At 59.5% G+C, this 19,414-nt stretch carries 16 protein-coding genes; 4 read left to right on the top strand and 12 right to left on the bottom strand.

Translation table 11 applies throughout. The features are described from left to right. Nucleotides 1-73: 73 nt before the first annotated feature. A complete protein-coding gene (locus tag D5270_RS13265) occupies nt 74-700 on the bottom strand; it encodes a hypothetical protein (RefSeq protein WP_166544555.1) in 627 nt (208 codons plus the stop codon). 106 nt (nt 701-806) lie between these two features. Between D5270_RS13265 and D5270_RS13260 the strand changes: the two genes are divergently transcribed. Further along, a complete protein-coding gene (locus D5270_RS13260) occupies nt 807-2,159 on the top strand; it encodes an MATE family efflux transporter (RefSeq protein WP_166544554.1) in 1,353 nt (450 codons plus the stop codon). 73 nt (nt 2,160-2,232) lie between these two features. On the opposite strand, the gene D5270_RS13255 is transcribed toward D5270_RS13260, so the two are convergent. Next, on the bottom strand, nt 2,233-3,222 hold the full coding sequence (locus tag D5270_RS13255; protein ID WP_166544553.1) for a DUF362 domain-containing protein: 990 nt from the start codon (nt 3,220-3,222) through the stop codon (nt 2,233-2,235). A 169-nt stretch (nt 3,223-3,391) separates the two neighbouring features. Between D5270_RS13255 and D5270_RS13250 the strand changes: the two genes are divergently transcribed. Further along, entirely contained in the window at nt 3,392-4,969 is a 1,578-nt protein-coding gene (locus D5270_RS13250) for a carboxylesterase/lipase family protein (RefSeq protein ID WP_166544552.1), read from the top strand. 117 nt (nt 4,970-5,086) lie between these two features. Here the strand turns inward: D5270_RS13250 and D5270_RS16610 are convergent, their stop codons facing one another. The 9 genes from D5270_RS16610 to D5270_RS13205 all read right to left on the bottom strand — a co-directional run bounded on the left by D5270_RS16610 (nt 5,087) and on the right by D5270_RS13205 (nt 16,655). Continuing rightward, nucleotides 5,087-5,563, bottom strand: a complete 477-nt coding sequence (locus tag D5270_RS16610) for a hypothetical protein (protein WP_207709382.1) — start codon at nt 5,561-5,563, stop codon at nt 5,087-5,089. A gap of 145 nt (nt 5,564-5,708) precedes the next feature. Next, complete coding sequence (locus D5270_RS13240) at nt 5,709-6,668, bottom strand: uridine kinase family protein (RefSeq protein ID WP_166544551.1); 960 nt, start codon at nt 6,666-6,668, stop codon at nt 5,709-5,711. Continuing rightward, on the bottom strand, nt 6,640-8,109 hold the full coding sequence (hemZ, locus tag D5270_RS13235; RefSeq protein ID WP_166544550.1) for a coproporphyrinogen dehydrogenase HemZ: 1,470 nt from the start codon (nt 8,107-8,109) through the stop codon (nt 6,640-6,642). Before hemZ ends, D5270_RS13240 begins: the two co-directional genes overlap by 29 nt. Before the next feature lie 36 nt (nt 8,110-8,145). Continuing rightward, nucleotides 8,146-10,347 carry a RelA/SpoT family protein gene (locus D5270_RS13230; protein WP_330587531.1) on the bottom strand — a complete coding sequence of 734 codons (2,202 nt, stop codon included), beginning with the start codon at nt 10,345-10,347 and terminating at the stop codon, nt 8,146-8,148. A gap of 6 nt (nt 10,348-10,353) precedes the next feature. Further along, complete coding sequence (gene recJ / locus D5270_RS13225; RefSeq protein ID WP_166544549.1) at nt 10,354-12,402, bottom strand: single-stranded-DNA-specific exonuclease RecJ; 2,049 nt, start codon at nt 12,400-12,402, stop codon at nt 10,354-10,356. Nucleotides 12,403-12,479: 77 nt separating this feature from the next. Then, nucleotides 12,480-14,069, bottom strand: coding sequence for an NAD(P)/FAD-dependent oxidoreductase (locus D5270_RS13220; protein ID WP_166544548.1), 1,590 nt, complete (start codon nt 14,067-14,069; stop codon nt 12,480-12,482). Nucleotides 14,070-14,093: 24 nt separating this feature from the next. Beyond that, the gene (locus D5270_RS13215) at nt 14,094-15,287 is read right to left on the bottom strand and encodes an NAD(P)/FAD-dependent oxidoreductase (protein WP_166544547.1); all 1,194 of its coding nucleotides are present in this window, start codon (nt 15,285-15,287) and stop codon (nt 14,094-14,096) included. Further along, the gene (locus D5270_RS13210) at nt 15,287-15,781 is read right to left on the bottom strand and encodes a COG2426 family protein (protein WP_166544546.1); all 495 of its coding nucleotides are present in this window, start codon (nt 15,779-15,781) and stop codon (nt 15,287-15,289) included. Before D5270_RS13210 ends, D5270_RS13215 begins: the two co-directional genes overlap by 1 nt. A 70-nt stretch (nt 15,782-15,851) precedes the next feature. Continuing rightward, a complete protein-coding gene (locus tag D5270_RS13205; RefSeq protein ID WP_166544545.1) occupies nt 15,852-16,655 on the bottom strand; it encodes a polysaccharide deacetylase family protein in 804 nt (267 codons plus the stop codon). A gap of 190 nt (nt 16,656-16,845) precedes the next feature. On the opposite strand from D5270_RS13205, the gene D5270_RS13200 reads away from it, so the two are divergent. Both D5270_RS13200 and D5270_RS13195 read left to right on the top strand, forming a co-directional pair. Further along, a complete protein-coding gene (locus tag D5270_RS13200; RefSeq protein WP_161474423.1) occupies nt 16,846-17,550 on the top strand; it encodes a response regulator transcription factor in 705 nt (234 codons plus the stop codon). Then, nucleotides 17,525-19,204 carry a sensor histidine kinase gene (locus D5270_RS13195; RefSeq protein ID WP_166544544.1) on the top strand — a complete coding sequence of 560 codons (1,680 nt, stop codon included), beginning with the start codon at nt 17,525-17,527 and terminating at the stop codon, nt 19,202-19,204. The genes D5270_RS13200 and D5270_RS13195 overlap by 26 nt, the downstream gene beginning before the upstream one ends. 19 nt (nt 19,205-19,223) lie before the next feature. On the opposite strand, the gene D5270_RS13190 is transcribed toward D5270_RS13195, so the two are convergent. Continuing rightward, nucleotides 19,224-19,367 carry a hypothetical protein gene (locus D5270_RS13190; protein WP_166544543.1) on the bottom strand — a complete coding sequence of 48 codons (144 nt, stop codon included), beginning with the start codon at nt 19,365-19,367 and terminating at the stop codon, nt 19,224-19,226. Nucleotides 19,368-19,414: the final 47 nt, after the last annotated feature.

Genomic DNA, 19,414 nt, shown 5'->3' with positions numbered 1-19,414 from the left:
GTTTGAAACTCTGTCTCAAACAACCTAATTATTATAGCACAATTCGGCGGATTGTCAAGGGCCTTGGGAAAGCTTATTTCCCCTTTGCCACATATATCCCCCTGCCGGACCTTTTAAGCTTCCCCCTCCCGCAGAGGCCCCTCACCGCCCTTTGCAGCTGCCTTCGGCTGCAGTGGAGCTGGGCCATCCCCTCTGCCATGCCGTGAAGGGTGTGGTCGGGCTTTATATAGCGCAGGAACACCATCAGCTTCTCCTCAACAGTCTGCTGGGGCTGGCCTATAAGGGTATATGACAGCACCATGTCTGTGAGCCTTGCCAGCACGAACCTTAAAAACACCCTGTCGGCCTCCAAAGCCGCCCGGTTCTCCTCCAGGGGCAGGGCCACGCAGAGCAGGTCCGAGGTGGCCTCGGTAAAGAGCGCGGGCAGGCCCCGGCGGGCAAACTCCACCGTGCCAAGGACCGTCTGCCCAAGCCCCCTTGAGATTAGTATGCTGCTGCCGTCCTCCCGCAGTAAATAGACCTGCACCGTGCCCTCTAATACAAAGAGCAGGTCCCTCAATGGGCGCACCGGGCTTGAGAGCAGCTCCCCCTTTTCAAAGCTCACCAGCCTGAAATTAAGGCCCTCTGTCTCAAAATGCGCCGGGATACCCGCTGTCTGCAAGGCCCCTTCAAGCGCCGTTTTATCTCTTATATACTCCATATCCCCCTCCGGATTTTTCTTTTATTGTGCCATATGTCACAATAAAAAGTCAAGGCGCTATGCTAAAATAAACCCGAAAAAAAGCACTGAGAAGGAGCCGTTATTTATGAGTGAGACAAAGGAAAAAAGCCCGGTTTTCGACACCAATCATTTGGTGCGCACCTACTTCACCCAGGCCCTGCCTGTGGTGTTCAGTATGCTCATAGGCCTTGTGTATAACCTTGCCGACACCTACTTTATCGCCCAAACCGGCAGCACCCTTGTGGTGGCGGGGGTCTCCGTGTGCGCGCCGGTGTTCACGGTGCTTATGGCCTTTGGCAATGTGTACGCCCAGGGGGGCAGCTCCCTTATCTCCCGGCTGATGGGCAAAAGGGACCTTGGGAGCGTCCGGCGGGTGAGCTCCTTCTGCTTCTATCTGGCAATAGCCACCGGCGTTATTCTTGCCGTGCCCATGCTCGCCCTTCAGGGCCCCATACTCCGGCTGCTGGGGGCCAGCCCCGACGTAATGCCCTACGCCCGGGAATATTACCTGGTGCTGGCGGCCGGGGCCCCAGCTATTATCCTGCCCTTTATACACTCCAACCTGCTGCGCTGCGAGGGCTCCCCGGCCCTCTCAATGCTGGGGAACGTGGGGGGCTCTGTTATAAACATAATCCTGGACCCCATCTTTATCCAGGGATTAAATATGGGCGCGGCAGGTGCGGCTGCCGCCACGGTGATAGGGAACCTTGCAAGCGACCTGTTCTTCCTTGTGATAGTCCTGCGCAAAAGCCAGTACCTTTCCGTGGACCCCAGGAGCTGGCGGGTGAGCGGCGGGGAGCTTAGGCAGATATTCAGCGTGGGCATAACCGCCGCGGTGACGAATATCGCCTCCAGCATATGCGTGGTGGTGGTAAACCAGCTGCTGCGCGGCTACGGCGACGACAAAATAGCCGCCTGGGGCATTGCCGGCAAGGTGGCTATGATATCCCAGATGGTGCTCATCGGCCTTGCCTTCGGCGGGGTCCCCCTGTTCGGCTATCTCTACGGGGGCCGGGACTTTAAGAAGCTGAAAAGGCTCCTGCGCTTCTGCACGGCCTTTATAAGCGGCTACGGCCTTCTCATGGCGGCCCTTATCATCCTGCTGGCCCCCCAGCTTGTGGGTGTGTTCATGGACGACCCGGGCATTACCACCGACGGCGCCGCCATGCTCCGCTGGCAGGTGCTGGGCTCGGCCTTTGCGGGTATAGTCCTGCTCTTCACCTGCCTTTTCCAGGCCACCGGAAAGGCGGTCCCGGCGCTGGCCCTCTCCCTCTCCAGGCAGGGGCTTGTGTTCCTCATAGTGCTGGGGATAGGCGTGCTCACAGCCGGGTTTACCGGGCTGCTCACCGCCCAGCCCATAGCCGACGCCCTCAGCGCCGGTCTGGCGGTTATCATGTGGAAGGCCGCCTTCCGCAGGGAGAGCTCCGTTCAAGGGTGAGCAGTACAAAAGCCGGGCGAGCGCCCGGCCTTTATACTATAATTTATAATGAGCCTGCACCGTCCCAGAAGGGTCAGCCCTCAAAGGGGGTCACTCCCTCAACTGCCTTGGCGGGGGTTATCTCCTGGTCGCCGTTGTCGATGTCTATGAGCACGTAGCGGTCGTTGCCCATGCCCAGCTCCTTCATATAGGAGAGCTGGCGGTAGCCATGGCGGCTCTCTATCCGCTCGATAAGGTCGTGATGGTCCTCCTCGGTCATGGCGTGTATCAGGTCCACAGAGGCCTGGTCCGCCGCCAGGATATCGGTGGAGGCCAGAATGCCCACGTTGGGGGTAACTACAGGCGCGGCCCCCACCCCCTCGCAGTCGCAGGAGACGGACATGTTCCTGAGCACGTTCACATAGGTCACATGCCCCCCGAAGAAGTCTATAACCGATTTGGTGGACTCGGTTATCTTCTCCATAAGCTCCTCCTCGGTCACGTTCCAGGCCTCGCCGTCCTTGCCGTGTATCATGCCCTTACCCACTCTGCCGTCCGCGCAGCCAATGCCGATGTTCTTGTTTGAGCCGCCGAAGCCGCCCATGGTATGGCCCTTAAAGTGGGTGAGGGTCACAAGGGACTCATATTCTGTAATGGACTTGCCCACGCTCATCTCCTCAAACCACTTGCCGTTCTTCACCGGCAGCATGGCGGTGCCGTGCTCGTCTGTAATGTCAACGGTGGTAAAGTCCGACCAGCCGTTCACCCGCAGGGTCTCCCGGTGGCGCTCGGTGGTGTAGCGGTCGCCGTCGTAATAGGTGTTCGTCTCGATTATAGTTGCCTTTGGGAGCTCGGCCTCCATAAGCTCCTTCACCCAGGCCGCCGGGATTATATTCGGCCCATGGGGCTCGCCGGTGTGCAGCTTGATGGCAGTCTTTCCGCTTATGGGCCCCTTTACCCGCTCATAGATTTTCCTCAGGCCCTGGGGGGAGAGGTCCCGGGTAAAGTAGACTGTGGACTCCGGGCCGGTGCGCCTGTCATATGGGATATACTTCTGTCCGTCTGTACCTGCTTTTTTATTCATGATTGTCAGCTCCTGTTTAGATTTCTGCCAGGACTATTATAGCATAGGGAGATTAAAAATGCACGTCAAAAAAGATTTTTGTGTAATCAGGCCTTTTCAAACAGGTGGATTTGGTGTATACTATATAGCATAAGCAGTTTTGCACAAAAATATAAGGAGTTGACTCAAGATGGATTTCTGTTTTTCCAAGACCGCGCCCATTGTTGAGACCACAAAGGGCAAGCTTCGGGGCTTCCGCTTTAAGGGGGTGGACCACTTCTACGGCATCCGCTACGCCAAGGCCAGGCGTTTCCAAATGCCCGAGCCGGTGGACCCCTGGGAGGGCGTGAAGGACGCCGGCAGCTACGGCATGAACTGCCCGGTGCTCTCCGAGCCCCAGCCCATGGGGGAAATCATGATACCCCACCGCTTCTGGCCCAGCTCTGAGCACTGCCAGTACCTGAATATCTGGACCAGCAGCTGCGAGCCCTCAGCCAAAAAGCCGGTCATGTTCTGGATTCACGGCGGCGGCTACTCCGCTGGCTCCGGCATTGAGCAGATTTGCTACGACGGCTATAATCTGGCAAAGCTGGACGATGTGGTGGTCGTAACGGTAAACCACAGGCTCAACGCCTTCGGCTACCTTGACATGTCCTCCTTCGGGGATAAGTATAGGAACTCCGTAAACGTGGGCATGGCCGACCTGGTTGAGGCCCTGCGCTGGGTGCGGGACAATATCGCAGAGTTTGGCGGCGACCCCGGCAACGTGACTATCTTCGGCCAGTCCGGCGGCGGGGCAAAGGTCACCGTGCTGGGGCAGATTCCCGAGGCCGAGGGCCTGTTCCACAAGGCCATAGTCATGTCCGGCGTTATGGGCCCGGGCATGGGCATGGGCGGCGTGAGCGGCAGGGAGCTGGTGCTGGAAATACTCGGAAAGCTGAACATACCCGAGAGCGAGGCCGAGCGCCTTGAGAAGGTGCCGGTGCCCCAGTTTATCTGGGCCGTAAACAGGGCTGTAAAGTCCCTGTATAAGCAAGGCAAGCATGTAAACTGGGCCCCCAGCCCCAACGACTACTATGTCTGCGACCCCCTGGAGAAGGACTTCACCCCCAGCTCCCTGAAGGTGCCCACCATGGTGGGCTCGGTCATTGCAGAGTTTGCCTTCGGGCCCGGAAGGGATATAAAGAATATGGCTGAAGAGGACAGCGAGAAGCTGGTGAAGGAGGTCTACGGCCCCGAGGGAGGGGAGAAGGTGCTGGAGGAGTTCAGGAAAGCCTACCCCCATACAAACCCGGCCTTTGCCGTGGATGCGGACGATATGTTCCTGCCCGCAACTGTGGACTATGTTAAGAAAAAATCAAAGGAGGCCAGCGCCCCGGTCTATAACTACCTCTTTGCCAAGGTCTTCGACTACGACGGCGGCAAGGCAGCCTGGCACTGCTCGGATATCCCCTTCTTCTTCCATAACGCGGAGATGATACCCGTCTGCCACCAGGAGAACTGGGAGATGCTGGAGAGGGTGATGTGCGGGGCCTTCGTGAACTTTGCCCGCACCGGCGACCCCAACACCCAGGGCCTGCCCCAGTGGGAGAAGTGCACCGACGGCAATATGGTAACTATGGTGTTTGACGACCAGTGCCGCGCAGAGGTGAACATGCAGGACGAGCTGCTGCGGCTGATGGCCGAGTATAAGCCCAAGCTGAAGTTTGACTTCGGCGCCCCCGCCGACGACGAGGACGAGGAGGGCGGCAGCGCCTGGGTGTTCTAATGTGCCATAGCCTATTATATTAAGTATACTTAAGCTATAAAGACGCAAAGCGCCGGCCCCTCTGGTTTCCCGGAGGGGCCGGCGCTTTTACTGTTTCAGCCTAAAGCTGTTTAGGGCTTACGGAAAATCCCTGGGCGGGATATCGGTCACTGAGGGCGCGGGACCCTGGGCAGCAGCCTTTGCAGCCTCGTCATTGGGGCCGCCCTCCTGGGGGATGGGCTCCTCCTGGGGCTCATTCTGAAGCTTCGTGCCGCAGGTGCTGCAAAATGTATCGGCGTTGCCGCAGTGCTTCCCGCAGGTGGGGCAGACGGTCTTGTTCTGCTTGTCGCCCAGCTCCTTATTGATAACGGAGAGCTGTGTCTGCAGCTCGTCCAGCTCTGCCATCTGGCCCATGGCCTCGGGGTCGGCCCCCAGGGCCTCACGGCTGTTCTCATATACATACTGGCCCAGCGTCTGATAGCGCTTGGTGATTTCAGCGTTGACTTCTGCTGCGCTGACATGCAGCTTTGAGACATCCACCAGCTGGCCGGCCTTGCGGCCTACCGCTTCCGCAACGGATTTCGCGTTGATTACCACATCGTCTAAAATGCCCATAATAAAGTCCTCCTTTTATTCTGATTGGTCTTGCCTCTCGTGATGTATATATTATAGCAATTCCCGGAGTGAAAGTAAAGCGGGTTTTTCTTTCTAAATCATTAAAAATTCTTTAAGAAGTAGACTTAGAGACCAGGTATCGCGGTTATTCCAGCCCTTTTCGCCCTAAAAACTCCCTTAGCATGGAGTTTTCCGGCACAAGCCCCGGGTCCACCGGCTCAAAGCGCATGAGCCTTGACTCTATGTCCCGGGCCTTTTTATAATGGAGGCTGTCGGCGGCAATGGCCCTGAGCAGGGGTATCGCTACGGTGCGCAGCACACAGGGCTCGTAGATGTGTATGGAGTTGACGGTATAATCCGCGCTTATCCTGTAGGGGCCGATATACCTGTTCTCGCCCTCCACCACCTGGGGCCACATGGAAAGGGTGTTCTCCGCGGTGGAGTCCCGGAACTGGATGTCCCGGACTATCCTGCGCACGAGCCTGATGTCCCAGGGGGAGATGACCTCCCCGTTTGCGTCCTTAATCTGCTGCTTTACGCTGACGTAGAGCTTCATGCAGAGCTCCTCGGGGATGTCCTGGGTAAAGGAGGGGTTCAGGGCGTGGAGTCCCTCTACAATAGCCACGTCCCCCGGGGAGAGCTTATACTCCTCCTCTGGGCCGTCGGGGCGGCCCAGCTGGAAGCTGTACCTTGGCACGGTGAACTCCCCGGAGCCGATAACGTCCCTCAGGCACTGGCGTATGCGCCCCTCGTTGAGGGCGGCTACGGACTCATAGTCGAAGCTTCCGTCGGGCAGGCGGGGGGTCTTATCCCGACCCAAATAAAAATCGTCCAGGGAGATTATAAATGCCCGCACGCCGAACTCCGCAAGGTAGGCCTGGAGCAGATGGGCGGTGGTGGTCTTGCCGCTGGAGCTGGGGCCGGAGAGCATGACTATCCTTGTGGGGGTGTACTGCTCCGTAAGGTTGCGGGCGATATTCCTGAGGTGCTCCCTATAGCTGCCCTCCACCTCGTCTATCATCCTCTTGGGGTTGGCAAGGGCCGCGTCGTTTATCTGCTCCAGGTGATTTATATATTTAATATAGCCGCTGGCGAAATTGCTCATAGATTTCCTTTATGCCGTCCTTTCTCTCTAGGATTTCCCTGTGGCGGGAGATGTACTCAAAGGGGTATTTAAAGTTAAAAACCCGCTTCAGGTCTTGGGAGTACGGGTCCTTCAGCTTGGTGACGCCCCCGGCCCCGCAGGCTATCACCGTGCCGGATTCGTCCATTGTGTAGATATTGTACCGGCAGGCGCTGCCCGGCCTTGCCCAGCCGGTGTTCTCGAGGTTCCCTGCCATACGGGTCTGCCTGTAAAGATAATATGGCTCAAAGCCCGCTTTTGTGAGCCTGACTATCGCGTGGTCCATCATCCGCGCCGCCGCCTCAGGGCGCCTGTGAAGGCTCAGCGCCCCCTCGTCTGTCACAAGCTCCGCGCTGCGCTTTATAGCCAGGGAGTGCACCGTGATGTTCGTGGGGGACAGCCCCAGCACCTGCTCGAGGGTCTCCTCAAAGCCCTCGGGGCTGTCCCCGGGGAGGCCCACTATCAGGTCGGCGTTTATATCCGTAAACCCCGCCCTGCGCGCAAGGCCGAAGCCCTCCACAACGTCCCGGGCCGTGTGCCGCCGCCCTATATTCTCCAGCACCCTGTCGGACATGGTCTGGGGGTTTATGCTTATTCGCCCCACGCCGGCCCCCTTCAGGGCCAGAAGCTTCTCCATAGTCAGGGTGTCGGGCCGCCCGGCCTCAACGGTAAACTCCTGGCAGTGCTCCATGGGGAAGGTCGCGCGTATCCTGCCGCAGAGCCTCGAGAGCTGCTCCGCGCTGAGGGTGGTGGGTGTGCCGCCGCCAATATACACCGATATGAGCCGAAGCCCCAGCTCCCCGGCGATTTTGGCCGCCCGCTCAAGCTCAAGGTCCAGCAGCTCCAGATAGGGCCCCACGGCCTTTTTTGCGTGGGCCATGTCCTGGGAAATAAAGGAGCAGTAGGCACATCGGGTGGGGCAGAAGGGTATGCCCACATATAAGCTGTAGTCGTCGGGGCGAAGTTCCTCTACCGCCTGGCGCTGGGCCCTCAGCACCCGGCCCGCCAGCTCCGTCCGGGCTTCGCTCACAAGCCACTTCTCCCTGAAGTCCTCAGTCCCGGCCCCGGGCCCCAGGCGCTCCACGTGCTGGCGCAGCAGCTTTACAGGGTGCACCCCTGTGAGCATTCCCCAGGCAGGCCTTATGCCGGTGAGCTCCGACAGCGTGTCAAAAAGGAGCCTTGTCATATGGTACTCGTCCGGCTCCGGGGCCGTGAAGGTCCGGGAAAGCTCCCTCTCCCCGTCAGAGGCCCTAACGGCGTATGCCCAGCCCGCGCCGCCCTCCTCCATGGCGGCCTCGGCCCAGGGCTCCCCGGGGCCGGGCTCCGTGCCCTCCGCCACCCGGACAGGGCTGTATGGAAAGAACACCCGGCAGAGGTTCTCACACTCGAAGCGGTAGCTATGTCCGGTCATTTTAAGGAGCATATGCCCATCCCCTTTCTGTATCCTCCCTTATCCCCCTCAGGTCCTGTCAATGGATATTACCCCCTTGACCCTTGAGAGCCTGTCGATAATGCTCTGGAGCTGGGGCAGGCCGCTTATAGACACCGTTGCAGATATCACCGCGTTTGGCCCGCCCTTCTCCTGGCGGCAGTTGAGGGTATGGATAAAGATATTCAGCGCGCTGAGCTGCTGGGTCACGTCCAGCAGCAGCCCGCCCCGGTCCAGGGCCACTATGTGCAGGGTGGACTTGAAGTCGTCCCTCACCTCGCCCTCCCAGTAGGCGTTTACCCAGCGCTCGGGCTCCGGGCAGTCCGTAAGGTCCCGGGGGACGTTACGGCAGCTGCGCTTGTGTATGGACACCCCGAAGCCCCTGGTGATAAAGCCGATGATATCGTCCCCCGGCAGGGGGTTGCAGCAGCGGGAGAGCTTTGTAAGGCAGTTGTCCATCCCCTCCACCAGCACGCCCCCGGAGACCTTCTTTGCCTTTGCCGGGGCGCTTACCACAGCCGGGGGCTCCTGGGGCAGGCCGGACTTTGCAATGCGCTGGTATTCCTCCCGGATACGGGGCATGACCTTCCAGAGCTGCACCCCGCCGTAGCCTATGGCCGCGTACAGGTCGTCGGCGGTGGAGCAGTTGTGCCGCTTGCCCACGCTCTCCACCATATAGTTCATCAGCTCCGGGCTCATGGAGATACTGCTGCGCCTGAGCTCCCGCTCAAGCTCCGCCTTGCCCTCCACTATATTTTCCTCCCGGCGCTCCTTTTTAAACCAGGCCCTAATCTTGCTCCTGGCCTCGCTGGTGCGCACCATGGTGAGCCAGTCCCTGTTGGGGCCCCTGGTCTCCTTGCTTGTGAGCACCTCTATTATCTCCCCTGTCTTCACCTTATAGTCCAGAGGGACTATCCGCTTATCCACCTTCGCCCCTATCATCCTGTTGCCCACGGCGCTGTGTATGGCATAGGCGAAGTCTATAACGCTTGAGCCCTGGGGCAGGTTTATCACGTCCCCCTTGGGGGTAAACACGAATACCTCCTCGGGTATCAGGTCGGATTTAATGGAGTGCACCAGGTCCGTCACGTCCTCGGTGTCCGCCTGGTTCTCAAGCATCTGGCGTATCCAGGAGAGCCTCTCGTCCAGGGAGCGGCTGTCGGACTGCTTTCTGGACATGCCCAGCTTATACTTCCAGTGGGCCGCTATGCCGTACTCGGCGGTCTGGTGCATTTCCCAGGTGCGTATCTGCACCTCGAAGGGCACCCCGGCCTTGGTTATCACCGTGGTGTGCAGGGACTGGTACATATTGGGCTTTGGGGTGGAGATATAGTCCTTAAACCTGTTGGGCAGGGGGGTGAACATGTCGTGGACTATGCCTAATACATTATAGCAGTCCTCAATGGTGTCCACTATCACCCGCATGGCGAAGACGTCGTATATCTCCTCAAAGTCCTTGCCGCCTATGAACATCTTGCGGTAAATGCTGTATTTGCTCTTGACCCGGCCCTCAATATATATCTCATGGCCCAGGGCGGGCTCTATGCGCTCCCTGAGCTGGGAGCGCAGCCCCCCTATAAACTGGCCCCTGGTCTTGCTGCGGGACTCCAGGTGGCCGTCTATCTCATTATAGGCCGCCGGGTCCAGGTACATAAGGGACACGTCCTCCATGGTCTCCTTCACCATGCGCATACCCAGTCGGTGGGCTATGGGCGCGTACACCTCCAGGCACTCCCTGGCCTTGTCCCGCTGCTTCTGGGGGGACATGAACTCCAGGGTGGACAGGTTGTGCATACGGTCCGCAAACTTTATGATTATCACCCTGATATCCTGGGCCATTGCCATGAGCATTTTCCGAAGGTTCTCGGCCTGCTCCTCCTCCTTTGAGGAGAAGGGTATCCTATCAAGCTTTGTGACCCCGTCTATAAGCAGGGCGACCTCCCTGCCGAACTCCTGGGTTATGTCCTCCAGCGTGCAGTCCGTGTCCTCCACCACATCGTGGAGGAGCCCCGCCACCACAGACTGGGTGTCCATGCCCAGGTCAACTAAGATAGCCGCCACGGACAGGGGGTGTATGATATAGGGCTCCCCGGAGCTCCGCTTCTGTCCCCTATGCTTGCGGTCCGCCAGAAGGTACGCGTCCGCTATAAGCTCCCGGTCAAATTCCTTGCCGCTCTCCTTTACAATGGCCTGCAGCTCCTCATAGGCGCTTATCTGTCTAACATCCGGCACTTTTGCTCACTCCTTTTCTTGTCCGTCTTTTTCGGCAAGCCCCGAAAGCTCCCTGAAAAGGGGGGACAGGGTGATGTCCGACCTCCCCTTCACCGGCAGCCTCCAGGCCTCGAGCATATTTCCCCGCACCCTATAGTCTATGAGCCCCCGCTCCTTTAGCACCTCCAGGCCGAAGAGCAGCATACCCATATTGAGCCCGCTCTTTTCAAGGCGCAGCACCAGCTCCTCCAGCCCGAGCCCCGGCCCCTTGACCCTTGGCAGCAGCGTATACACCGCCGCCAGCCGGTCCCTGTCCGGGCGCAGGCGCTCCGCCTCCCGGGGGAGGAGGGGCTCACCGCGCTTAAATTTCTCATAGGTCCTGTAGTCCCTCAGGCACTCCAGGCGGTCCAGCCCGCTGAGGCGCATGTCCCTCACCTGGACTGACAGGCTTACACTGCCCCTATAGTAGTTCTCCTCCAGATTCACCGCCAGGTCAACCGCAGAGCCCAGGGGGTATGGTATCTCCTCGGGCCTCACCTTAAAGAGCTTGCACTTAAAGGAGGCGCTGCCGCTCCTGCAGGTGAGCTCGCAGTGGTTCCCCCTTCCAAAGCCCCTGATATCCGCCAGGGTGGCCCCCATCACCGCAAAGGCCGGGGTGGGGTTGCCCACCCCGAAGGGCTCCATGGGCGCGAAGGCCCGGCAGCTTTCCAGGGCAAGGGCCCTCCCCTGCAGGGTGCAGTCCAGGCCCAGGACCGGGAAGGGCATTTCGGGGGACTCCTCCCTTGCGTACCTGTTTATACGCCGCCTGAACTCCTCCAGGTTTTCCGGGGACAGGGTCAGCCCCGCCGCCATGGGGTGCCCCCCGTGGTGTATGAGCAGGTCCCCGCACTTTGTTACCGCCCGGAATATGTCGAAGCCCTCTATGCTCCTGCCGCTGCCCCGGGCCTCGCCGTCTATAACGGACAGCACTATCGCCGGCTTGCCGTACAGCTCCGAGAGCCTGCCCGCCACAAGGCCCACCAGGCCGTGGTGCCAGCCCTCTCCCCATACCACCAGCACCCGGTCATACATGAGCTCCGGGCGGCTTTCCAGCGCCTCCTGCGCCGCCTCTATGACCCTGTCCATCATTTCCTTCCTGGCAAGGTTCTCCTCCTGGATGTCCTCGGCAAGAATCCTGGCGCTCTCCCGGTCCTGGTGGGTCAGCAGTCGCACGGTGCTGTCCGGCGTGCCTATCCTGCCCGGGGAGTTCAGGCAGGGTATAACGCCGAAGGAGAGCTTTGTGGAGGTGACAGGGTCCTCCCCCAGCAGGGCCGCAAGCCCCGGGCGCTCCCTTTTCTCCATGCTTTCAAGGCCACGGCTCACTATCAGCCGGTTTTCCCCTATAAGCTCCACCGAATCCCCCACGGTGCCAAGGGCCGCCAGGTCAATATACCGCTTTGCCACCGCCTCTATGTCCCCCTCAAGGGCCATCAGGAGCTTTAGTACCACCCCAGCCCCGCAGAGATATGTGAGCCCGCTCTCATCGTCCTCCCTATGGGGGTTTACAAGGGGCGCGTCGGGCAGGGCGCCCTGGGGCTGGTGGTGGTCGGTGACGACCACATCCATCCCCAGGGACTTGGCGTAGGCTATCTCCTTATTGGCCGCAACGCCGTTGTCCACGGTGACTATCAGGTCCACCCCCTCCTTTGAGAGTGTGTCCACCGCGCCCATATTCATTCCATAGCCCTCAATGTCCCGCCGGGGGATATAGTACGACACATTCGCCCCCTTGTCCTGAAGGTAGGTATAGAGCATTGAGGTGGAGGAGAGGCCGTCCATATCATAGTCGCCGTATACGGCTATATGCTCAAAATTGTCCACAGCCAGGCGTATGCGGGAGGAGGCCCTGTCCATGTCCTTCATATTAAATGGGTCCGAAAACTCACCGGCGCCAAGAAAGCCCGAGACCTTCTCAGGCGTGTCCATCCCCCTTGCCCGCAGAAGGGCCGCTAAAAGCGGCTCTACGCCGCATTTCTTCGCCAGCTCCACAGTTTTCACCTTGTCCACCGCCGGAATATCCCATAGCTTCAGGTTCACGGTATCATCCCCACTCCCAGTGTTCTCGCCTGTCCTTAAAAGTATATTGTACCACGGAAGAGGGGAACTTGCAAGCTCTAACGTCCCTCTGCCGCAGCCTGGGCGCACCTGAGCCCGTCCACCGCCGCCGAGACGATACCCCCCGCGTACCCGGCCCCCTCCCCGCAGGGGAACAGTCCCCGAAGCCCCGGGGACTGCATGTCCTCCCCCCGCAGCACCCTCACCGGGGAGGAGCTTCTGGTCTCCGGCGCCGTGAGCACCGCGTCGCCGCTGTCAAAGCCCTTTAGCTGCCGCCCCAGTATGGGCAGGGCCTCCCTTAGGGGCCCGCATATATGCTCCGGCAGGCAGCAGGAGATATCCCCCGGCGCCACCCCGGGCCGGTAGGTCGGCAGCACGGAGCCAAAGCCAGTGCTCGCCCGCCTCTCCATAAAGTCCGCCACCCGCTGGGCCGGGGCCCGGTACCCCCCGGCATATCCATAGGCCAGCCGCTCAATCCTCCGCTGGTACTCCACCCCGGCAAGCGCCCCCTCAGACCCGAAGTCCCCGGGGCCGACGCCCACCAGCAGGGCCGCGTTGCTGTTCGCCCCGTCCCGGGCCCAGGGGCTCATGCCGTTTGTAACTATGCCCCCGGGCTCCGAGGCCGCGCCCGTGACCGTGCCTCCGGGGCACATACAGAAGGTATAGACCCCCCGCCCGCTGCCCAGGTGGCAGCTAAGCTTATAGTCCGCCGCCCCCAGCGCCGGGTGCCCCGCGAAGGAGCCGTACTGGGCCCGGTCTATAAGCTCCGCCGGGTGCTCTATGCGCACCCCCACGGAGAAAGGCTTTGCCGAGAGGGGCAGCCCCTTTTTATGGAGCAGCTCAAAGATGTCCCTGGCGCTGTGGCCCACAGCCAGTATGAGCTTTTCACAGGGTATCACCCGCTCCCCCTCCCGGGACTGCAGCTTCACCCCTGTGACCCTGCCGCCAGCCGTAATAATATCCGTAAGCCGGGTTTCAAACAGCACCTGACCGCCCAGGGAGATTATCCTCTCCCTGATGTTTTTCACAACCTCCGGTAGCCGGTCTGTGCCTATATGGGGCTTTGCGTCGGTGAGTATCTCCTCGGGCGCTCCGGCTGCAGCCAGCTCCTCCAGGACGTACCTTATGCGCCCGTCCCCGGTGCCGGTGGTGAGCTTGCCGTCGGAGAAGGCCCCGGCCCCGCCCTCGCCGAACTGGACGTTGCTCTCCGGGTCAAGCTCCCCCTTCTCCCAAAAGTTCTCCACAGCCCTTTGGCGCGCCTCTACCGGCTGGCCCCGCTCGATTATTATGGGCCTATGCCCGCACCGGGCCAACAGCAGCCCCGCGAACATCCCCCCGGGCCCGAAGCCCGCCACCACCGGCGGCAGCTCCGCCTTCGGCCCCGCCGGGAGCCGGAACTCATAGGGCCCGGCAATGCGCACCCCGCTGTCCTTCAGCCTGCGGACAAGCCTGCCCTCGTCCGTGTCCACCTCCGCCCGGACAGCGCAGACAAAATGCACCCTGTCCTTTTTCCGGGCGTCCACCGACTTTTTAGCAAGCTCGACCCTTATTACGGCGCCCTCCGGCAGCCGGAGCTTTTTTGCCGCCGCCCTCCTCAGCTCCTCCCCGGTGAAGCCCAGCCCCAGGTGCAGGTTTGCTATGTGAAGCATTTTACCCATCCCCTTTTAATAAGCTCAGCCCAGCTGCTCCCCGGCAGCGGCGCCGGTGCAGAAGGCCCAGTGCAGGTTATAGCCCCCGCAGCGCCCGTCGGCGTCCAGCAGCTCCCCGCAGATATAAAGCCCCGGGCATATCCTGGATTCCATAGTCCCAAGGTCTATCTCACATAAGGGCACGCCTCCTGCCGTTACCTGGGCCTGTTCCCAGCCCAGCGTGCCCTCCACCGGCAGGTCCAGCCCCTTCGCCATGCCCGCCGCCCTCTTTATATCCCCGGGGCCCAGCTCTCCCAGCGTGCCCCCAAAGCCCAGGAGCTTCGACAGCTCCCGCCCCAGCCGCAGGTTCAGCGCCCCGGAGAACAGCTCCTCCACAGGGCGCATGGGGTGGGCGAGGGCAAGGCTTTTAAGGTAATTTTCAAGCTCCCGGCTGTCCATATGCTCCAAAATGTCCAGGCGCAGCACGGTATTGTTTCGCCCGCGCATATGCGCCGAAAGGTCCATAACGCATATCCCCGACACGGAGCCGTCCCCGAATATTACTTCGCCGCTCTCCCCACAGAGCTCTCTGCCACCGGCCCGCAGGGACGCCCTTGCCTTACAGCGCACCCCCTTCAGGGCCCGGGTAAACCTGCCCTTCACCCTCAGGCCCACCAGGGAGGGCGAGAGCTCCGTTACCCTGTGCCCAAGGCCCTTTGCAAGGGAGTACCCCTCCCCCCTTGAGTGCCCGGGCGAGGCGAGGCCCCCGCAGGCCAGCACGCAGTATTTGGCCCTGACCGTGCCGCCATTGTCCCCGGTGATAATAAACCCCCGGCGCTCCCGGGCTATCTTCACGGCCCTGAAGCTATACTCTTCCCTTACGCCGGCCTCATGGCAGGCCGAGGCCAGGGCCCCTGCCACCGCCGCGGCCTGGAGGCTGTTGGGGTATACCCTCCCTTCGCTGTCGGCCCTGGTGAGAAGGCCCAGTTCCCGGAATATATCCGTCAGCCTTCCGGCGGGCCAGTGCCTGAGAAAGTCCCCCAGCAGCGGGTCGCCGCAGTAGTCATCAGGCGAGAGCCTGAGGTTTGTAATATTGCAGCGCCCGTTGCCAGTGGCTAAAAGCTTCCTTCCGGGCTTCTCATTGCCGTCCAGCAGGAGCACGCCGCCCCTGCCCGCCGCCTTATAGGCGCATAAGAGCCCTGCCGCCCCCGCGCCTATTACCGCCACGCGGCAGTCCATCAGAGCACCAGCCCCAAAAGGCCGTAGGAGAGCACGCACATAATCACGTCGGCAATAAGGGTCCCCAGGGCCACGGAGAGCATTGCGGACTTAAAGTCCATCTTCATCAGGGCCGCCGCCAGGGACCCTGTCCAGGCCCCGGTGCCGGGGAGTGGTATTGCCACGAATATCATCAGCCCCAGAGTCTTATAGCGGTTTATCTTGTCGAACTTGCTTCGGCCCTTCTCCTCCATGCGGTCCACCAGCTTTACAAGCCGGGTATTGCGCATCCAGCCGAATATCTTGTTTATAAAGAGGAGTATAAAGGGCGTTGGTATAAGCGTGCCCACAAGGCAGATGAAGAAGGCTGGCAGCATCTGCAGGTCAAGGAGCTTTGCCGCAAGTATCCCTCCCCGCAGCTCTATAATGGGCATAAGGGACAGCACGAACACGGTGAGCTCGGCGGGGATGGTCTGGCTGAAAAGCTGCACAAGGGCCTCTACAATATGTTCCATCTTTTAACTTCCTTTGTGTTTTTAGAATTTTTTCAAGCTGAGTTTCCCCTATTATATCCTAAAGAGGGGCTTATTGCAAGTCTTTCCAAAGGTCCCCGAAGCGATACCCCAGCTCCTCCCATTTTGTGAGCAGCTCGTCGAGGATTTCCCCGTTTGTTCTGGACGTGCTGTGCAGGAGCACCACGGCCCCCGGGTGCACCCTTGGTATCAGCTTGTCAAAGGCCTGCTGATGGGTGGGCTGGTCGTTTTCGTACCAGTCCACGTAGGCAAGGCTCCAGAACACCGTGCGGTACCCCAGCTCCTTCGCCATCTTCAGGTTGCTCTCGCAGAACTTCCCCTGGGGGGGCCTGTAGAGCTTGGGCATATCCTCCCCTGTTATCTTCTTATAGGCCTCCTCGTTCCTTTGAAGCTCCTGGCGGAAGCTCTCCTTATCCCCTATGGCGGACATATCCGGGTGGCTGTAGGTGTGGTTGCCAACGGTATGCCCCTCCGACACCATCCTCTGCACCAGCTCCGGCTCTGTCTCAAGGTAGTTGCCCACCAGGAAAAACGTGGCCTTGACGCCGTGCTTTTTCAGCGCCTCAAGTATCGCCTCCGTGTTGCCGTTTTCAAAGCCCGCGTCAAAGGTGATATAGATGGTCTTCCCCTCCGAGGGCATACAGTACACACTGTCGAACTGGCTTAAATACTCCCCGGTGGCGTTGGCTACAGGGGGCTCCCCCTTCTTCTGGAAGCTTAGCCCCCAGTTGGTTATCTCCCCGGCAGTGGGCACAGCCCCATGCTCCCTGTGGGTATAAAAAGCCGCCAGGAACAGCACGGCGGCTATAAGGATAACCGCAAGGGTTGACCAGTGGGGGAATTTCAGTCTTTTCATTACAGCACATCCTTTCAAAATAAAGCCTTCCAAAAGAAAAATATGTTGCCAAACCTGAAAAGATGATGTATACTTTCCGAAAGAAAGCGGCTTCGCCAGATTGCTTTCGGAAAGTATGATTTCTGTAAGAATTATGTACTCAAAAAACTAAGGTTTAATCTGTAGACTATATATAATTGGAGGGAGCTGCATGGACAACGAGAGCAAAAACATCCTGGTGGTGGACGACGACCGGGAGATAGTCAGGGCCATCGCCCTTACCCTTGAGAGCGAGGGGTACACGGTCCTGAAGGCCTACGACGGCATGGAGGCCCTGGATTTGGTCGCCACAAAAAATATACACCTGATAATTATCGACGTGATGATGCCAAGGCTCGACGGCCTTTCAGCCATCATGCGCATAAGGGAGGGGAAAAACCTGCCCATTATAGTCCTCTCGGCTAAAAGCGAGAACAGCGACAAGATACTGGGCCTGTCCATGGGCGCCGACGACTATGTGACAAAGCCCTTTAACCCCATGGAGCTTGCCGCCAGGGTAAAGTCCCAGCTGAGAAGATATACCAGCCTTGGGGACATCAACTCCCAGGGGGAGAACGTGATAATAAACGGGCGGCTCAGGTTCAACCTGGACGAGCACGTTCTATACGCCGATGACGAGCCCATCAAGCTCACCGCCACGGAGACCAAGATAGTGGAGCTCCTGATGCGCAACCCCGGCAGGATATTCCCCGCCGAGGAGATTTACTCGAAAATATGGAACGAGTCGGCCTATTCTACAGAGAACACCGTAATGGTGCATATACGGCGCATAAGGGAGAAGATAGAGATAAATCCCAGCGAGCCGGAATATCTGAAGGTGGTGTGGGGCATTGGTTACAAATTCGAGAAGCATTGACCCGGGGGAGCTCCTCCGCAGCAGGCCCACCAATACCTTTAAGGGGCTGATATCCTGGCTCTGCCTGCTGTTTATCCTCTGTGCGGTGAGCCTGCTGCTGGTGTTCGCGGTGATGGTGCTGGTGAGCCCCGGCATGACAGAGTACGCCACAGACAGCGTCCATGAGTTCGCCGGGAGCGTGCCCCGGCACCTGGAGGAGACCCCGGACGGCGGCTATGTGGAGATACAGGCCCCGGAGCTTGTCTATGAATACGGGGTCAAAATCGTGAGCGCCGTCGCCGTAATGCTGACAGCGCTTATACTGGTCTTTGCCTTCAGGCAGGACCGTCGGGCCTTCGAGGCCATAGTGGCCCGGTGGCTCGGGTGGGTCTGGATGGAGGCAAAGCTCATTATAATCGCCTGCTTCCTTGTGTTCCTGCTAAGTCTTATGGGCAACAGCAGCACCCCCCTCATCTTCACCGCCGGGGTGCTGGGTGTGCTGCTCCTATACTTCCTCTGCCTTGACGTGGGGCGCAACAGAAGGTTCTTCGGGCATAATATCATACATTCCGTGCTCCTGAGAATCAACGACTTCCACAAGATGACCACCTTCCAGCAGCGGGCCCTTAGGCGGGCCTACAGCGTCATAGGCGTGTGCGCGGCCCTGATAGCCTTCGGCCTTTTCGGCTACGGCATACTTATAAACCTCCTGCCCCCGCCCCACAGGGACAAGCTGGCCCTGACGGTGCCCTTTGTGTCCGTGGTGGGGGTGATAGGCGCCGTGTGGTGGTACATCCTCTCCCTAAAGCGGGACCTGCGGGACTGGAACCTTCTGATGGACCAGATAACCGAGATGTACGGCGGGAACCTGGACGCCGTAAACCATGTGCCCCCCACCTCAAACCTCTACGACTGCGCCATGCAGCTGAACATGATACGCACAGGCGTGCAGAAGGCCGTTGAGGAGGGGACCAAGGCGGACCGCACCAAGATAGAGCTTATCACCAACGTCTCCCACGACATCAAGACCCCACTGACCTCTGTGATAAGCTATGTGGAGCTTTTGAAGAAGGAGGAGCTCTCCCCGGCGGCAAAGGACTACGTGGACATACTCTCCCAGAAGACCCAGCGGCTGAGCGTCATAGTCCAGGACGTCTTTGAGGTCTCCAAGGCCGCCACAGGCAATATCAGCCTGAATCTTGACGACCTTGACATAGGGCGGCTCCTAAAGCAGACCTTCGTGGAGATGGAGGAGGTCATAGAGCACTCAAAGCTCCAGTTCAGGGTGGATATCCCGGATACCCCCATGCTGGTCCACGCAGACGGCCAGCGGCTCTACAGGGTGTTCCAGAACCTGATACGCAACTGCACCCAGTATTCCCTTGAGGGCTCAAGGGTATATGTGAGCCTCGTAGCCCAGTCCGGCCTTGCCAGCGCCAGCATACGCAACGTCTCCAAGACAGAGATAACCATGAAGGGCGAGGACCTTACCGCCCGCTTTGTCAGGGGCGACCAGAACCGCACCACCGAGGGCAGCGGCCTCGGGCTCAGCATAGCAAAGAGCTTTACAGAGGCCTGTGGGGGCAGGTTCTTTGTGCGCACAGACGGTGATTTGTTTGTGGCAACTGTACAGTTCCCCTTAGTCGGCGGGGAGACAATAAAAGGGATGGCTTAACGCCATCCCTTTTACTATATCAGTCGTTGCCCTGAACGTAGGCCACAAGCAGCTTTTCGATTTCCTCCAGGGTGTAGGTCTTGCCCGGCTCTGCCCTGAAAATTTGCATAAGGTCAAAGGCCATCGCCTTGCGCACATCCCTGCGTTCGTTTTCCGTAAACATAAAGCTGCCACCTTTTTATATTCTATCTATATCTTAGCAGGTTTGCC

Origin of the sequence: Acutalibacter sp. 1XD8-36, assembly GCF_009917525.1 — a bacterium.
In the GTDB taxonomy this organism is placed as follows: domain Bacteria; phylum Bacillota; class Clostridia; order Oscillospirales; family Acutalibacteraceae; genus Acutalibacter.
The sequence above is the reverse complement of the archived record's forward strand: the minus strand, read 5'-3'. Positions and strand labels throughout refer to the sequence as shown.

What these genes read in the sequence shown, in the direction of transcription:
- D5270_RS13260 (WP_166544554.1), top strand. Translation starts at nt 807, where the DNA reads ATGAGTGAGACAAAGGAAAAAAGCCCGGTTTTCGACACCAATCATTTG.
- D5270_RS13265 (WP_166544555.1), bottom strand. Translation starts at nt 700, where the DNA reads ATGGAGTATATAAGAGATAAAACGGCGCTTGAAGGGGCCTTGCAGACA.
- D5270_RS13220 (WP_166544548.1), bottom strand. Translation starts at nt 14,069, where the DNA reads ATGCTTCACATAGCAAACCTGCACCTGGGGCTGGGCTTCACCGGGGAG.
- D5270_RS13190 (WP_166544543.1), bottom strand. Translation starts at nt 19,367, where the DNA reads ATGTTTACGGAAAACGAACGCAGGGATGTGCGCAAGGCGATGGCCTTT.
- D5270_RS13215 (WP_166544547.1), bottom strand. Translation starts at nt 15,287, where the DNA reads ATGGACTGCCGCGTGGCGGTAATAGGCGCGGGGGCGGCAGGGCTCTTA.
- D5270_RS13240 (WP_166544551.1), bottom strand. Translation starts at nt 6,668, where the DNA reads ATGAGCAATTTCGCCAGCGGCTATATTAAATATATAAATCACCTGGAG.
- D5270_RS13210 (WP_166544546.1), bottom strand. Translation starts at nt 15,781, where the DNA reads ATGGAACATATTGTAGAGGCCCTTGTGCAGCTTTTCAGCCAGACCATC.
- D5270_RS13205 (WP_166544545.1), bottom strand. Translation starts at nt 16,655, where the DNA reads ATGAAAAGACTGAAATTCCCCCACTGGTCAACCCTTGCGGTTATCCTT.
- D5270_RS13200 (WP_161474423.1), top strand. Translation starts at nt 16,846, where the DNA reads ATGGACAACGAGAGCAAAAACATCCTGGTGGTGGACGACGACCGGGAG.
- D5270_RS13255 (WP_166544553.1), bottom strand. Translation starts at nt 3,222, where the DNA reads ATGAATAAAAAAGCAGGTACAGACGGACAGAAGTATATCCCATATGAC.
- D5270_RS16610 (WP_207709382.1), bottom strand. Translation starts at nt 5,563, where the DNA reads ATGGGCATTTTAGACGATGTGGTAATCAACGCGAAATCCGTTGCGGAA.
- hemZ (WP_166544550.1), bottom strand. Translation starts at nt 8,109, where the DNA reads ATGCTCCTTAAAATGACCGGACATAGCTACCGCTTCGAGTGTGAGAAC.
- D5270_RS13250 (WP_166544552.1), top strand. Translation starts at nt 3,392, where the DNA reads ATGGATTTCTGTTTTTCCAAGACCGCGCCCATTGTTGAGACCACAAAG.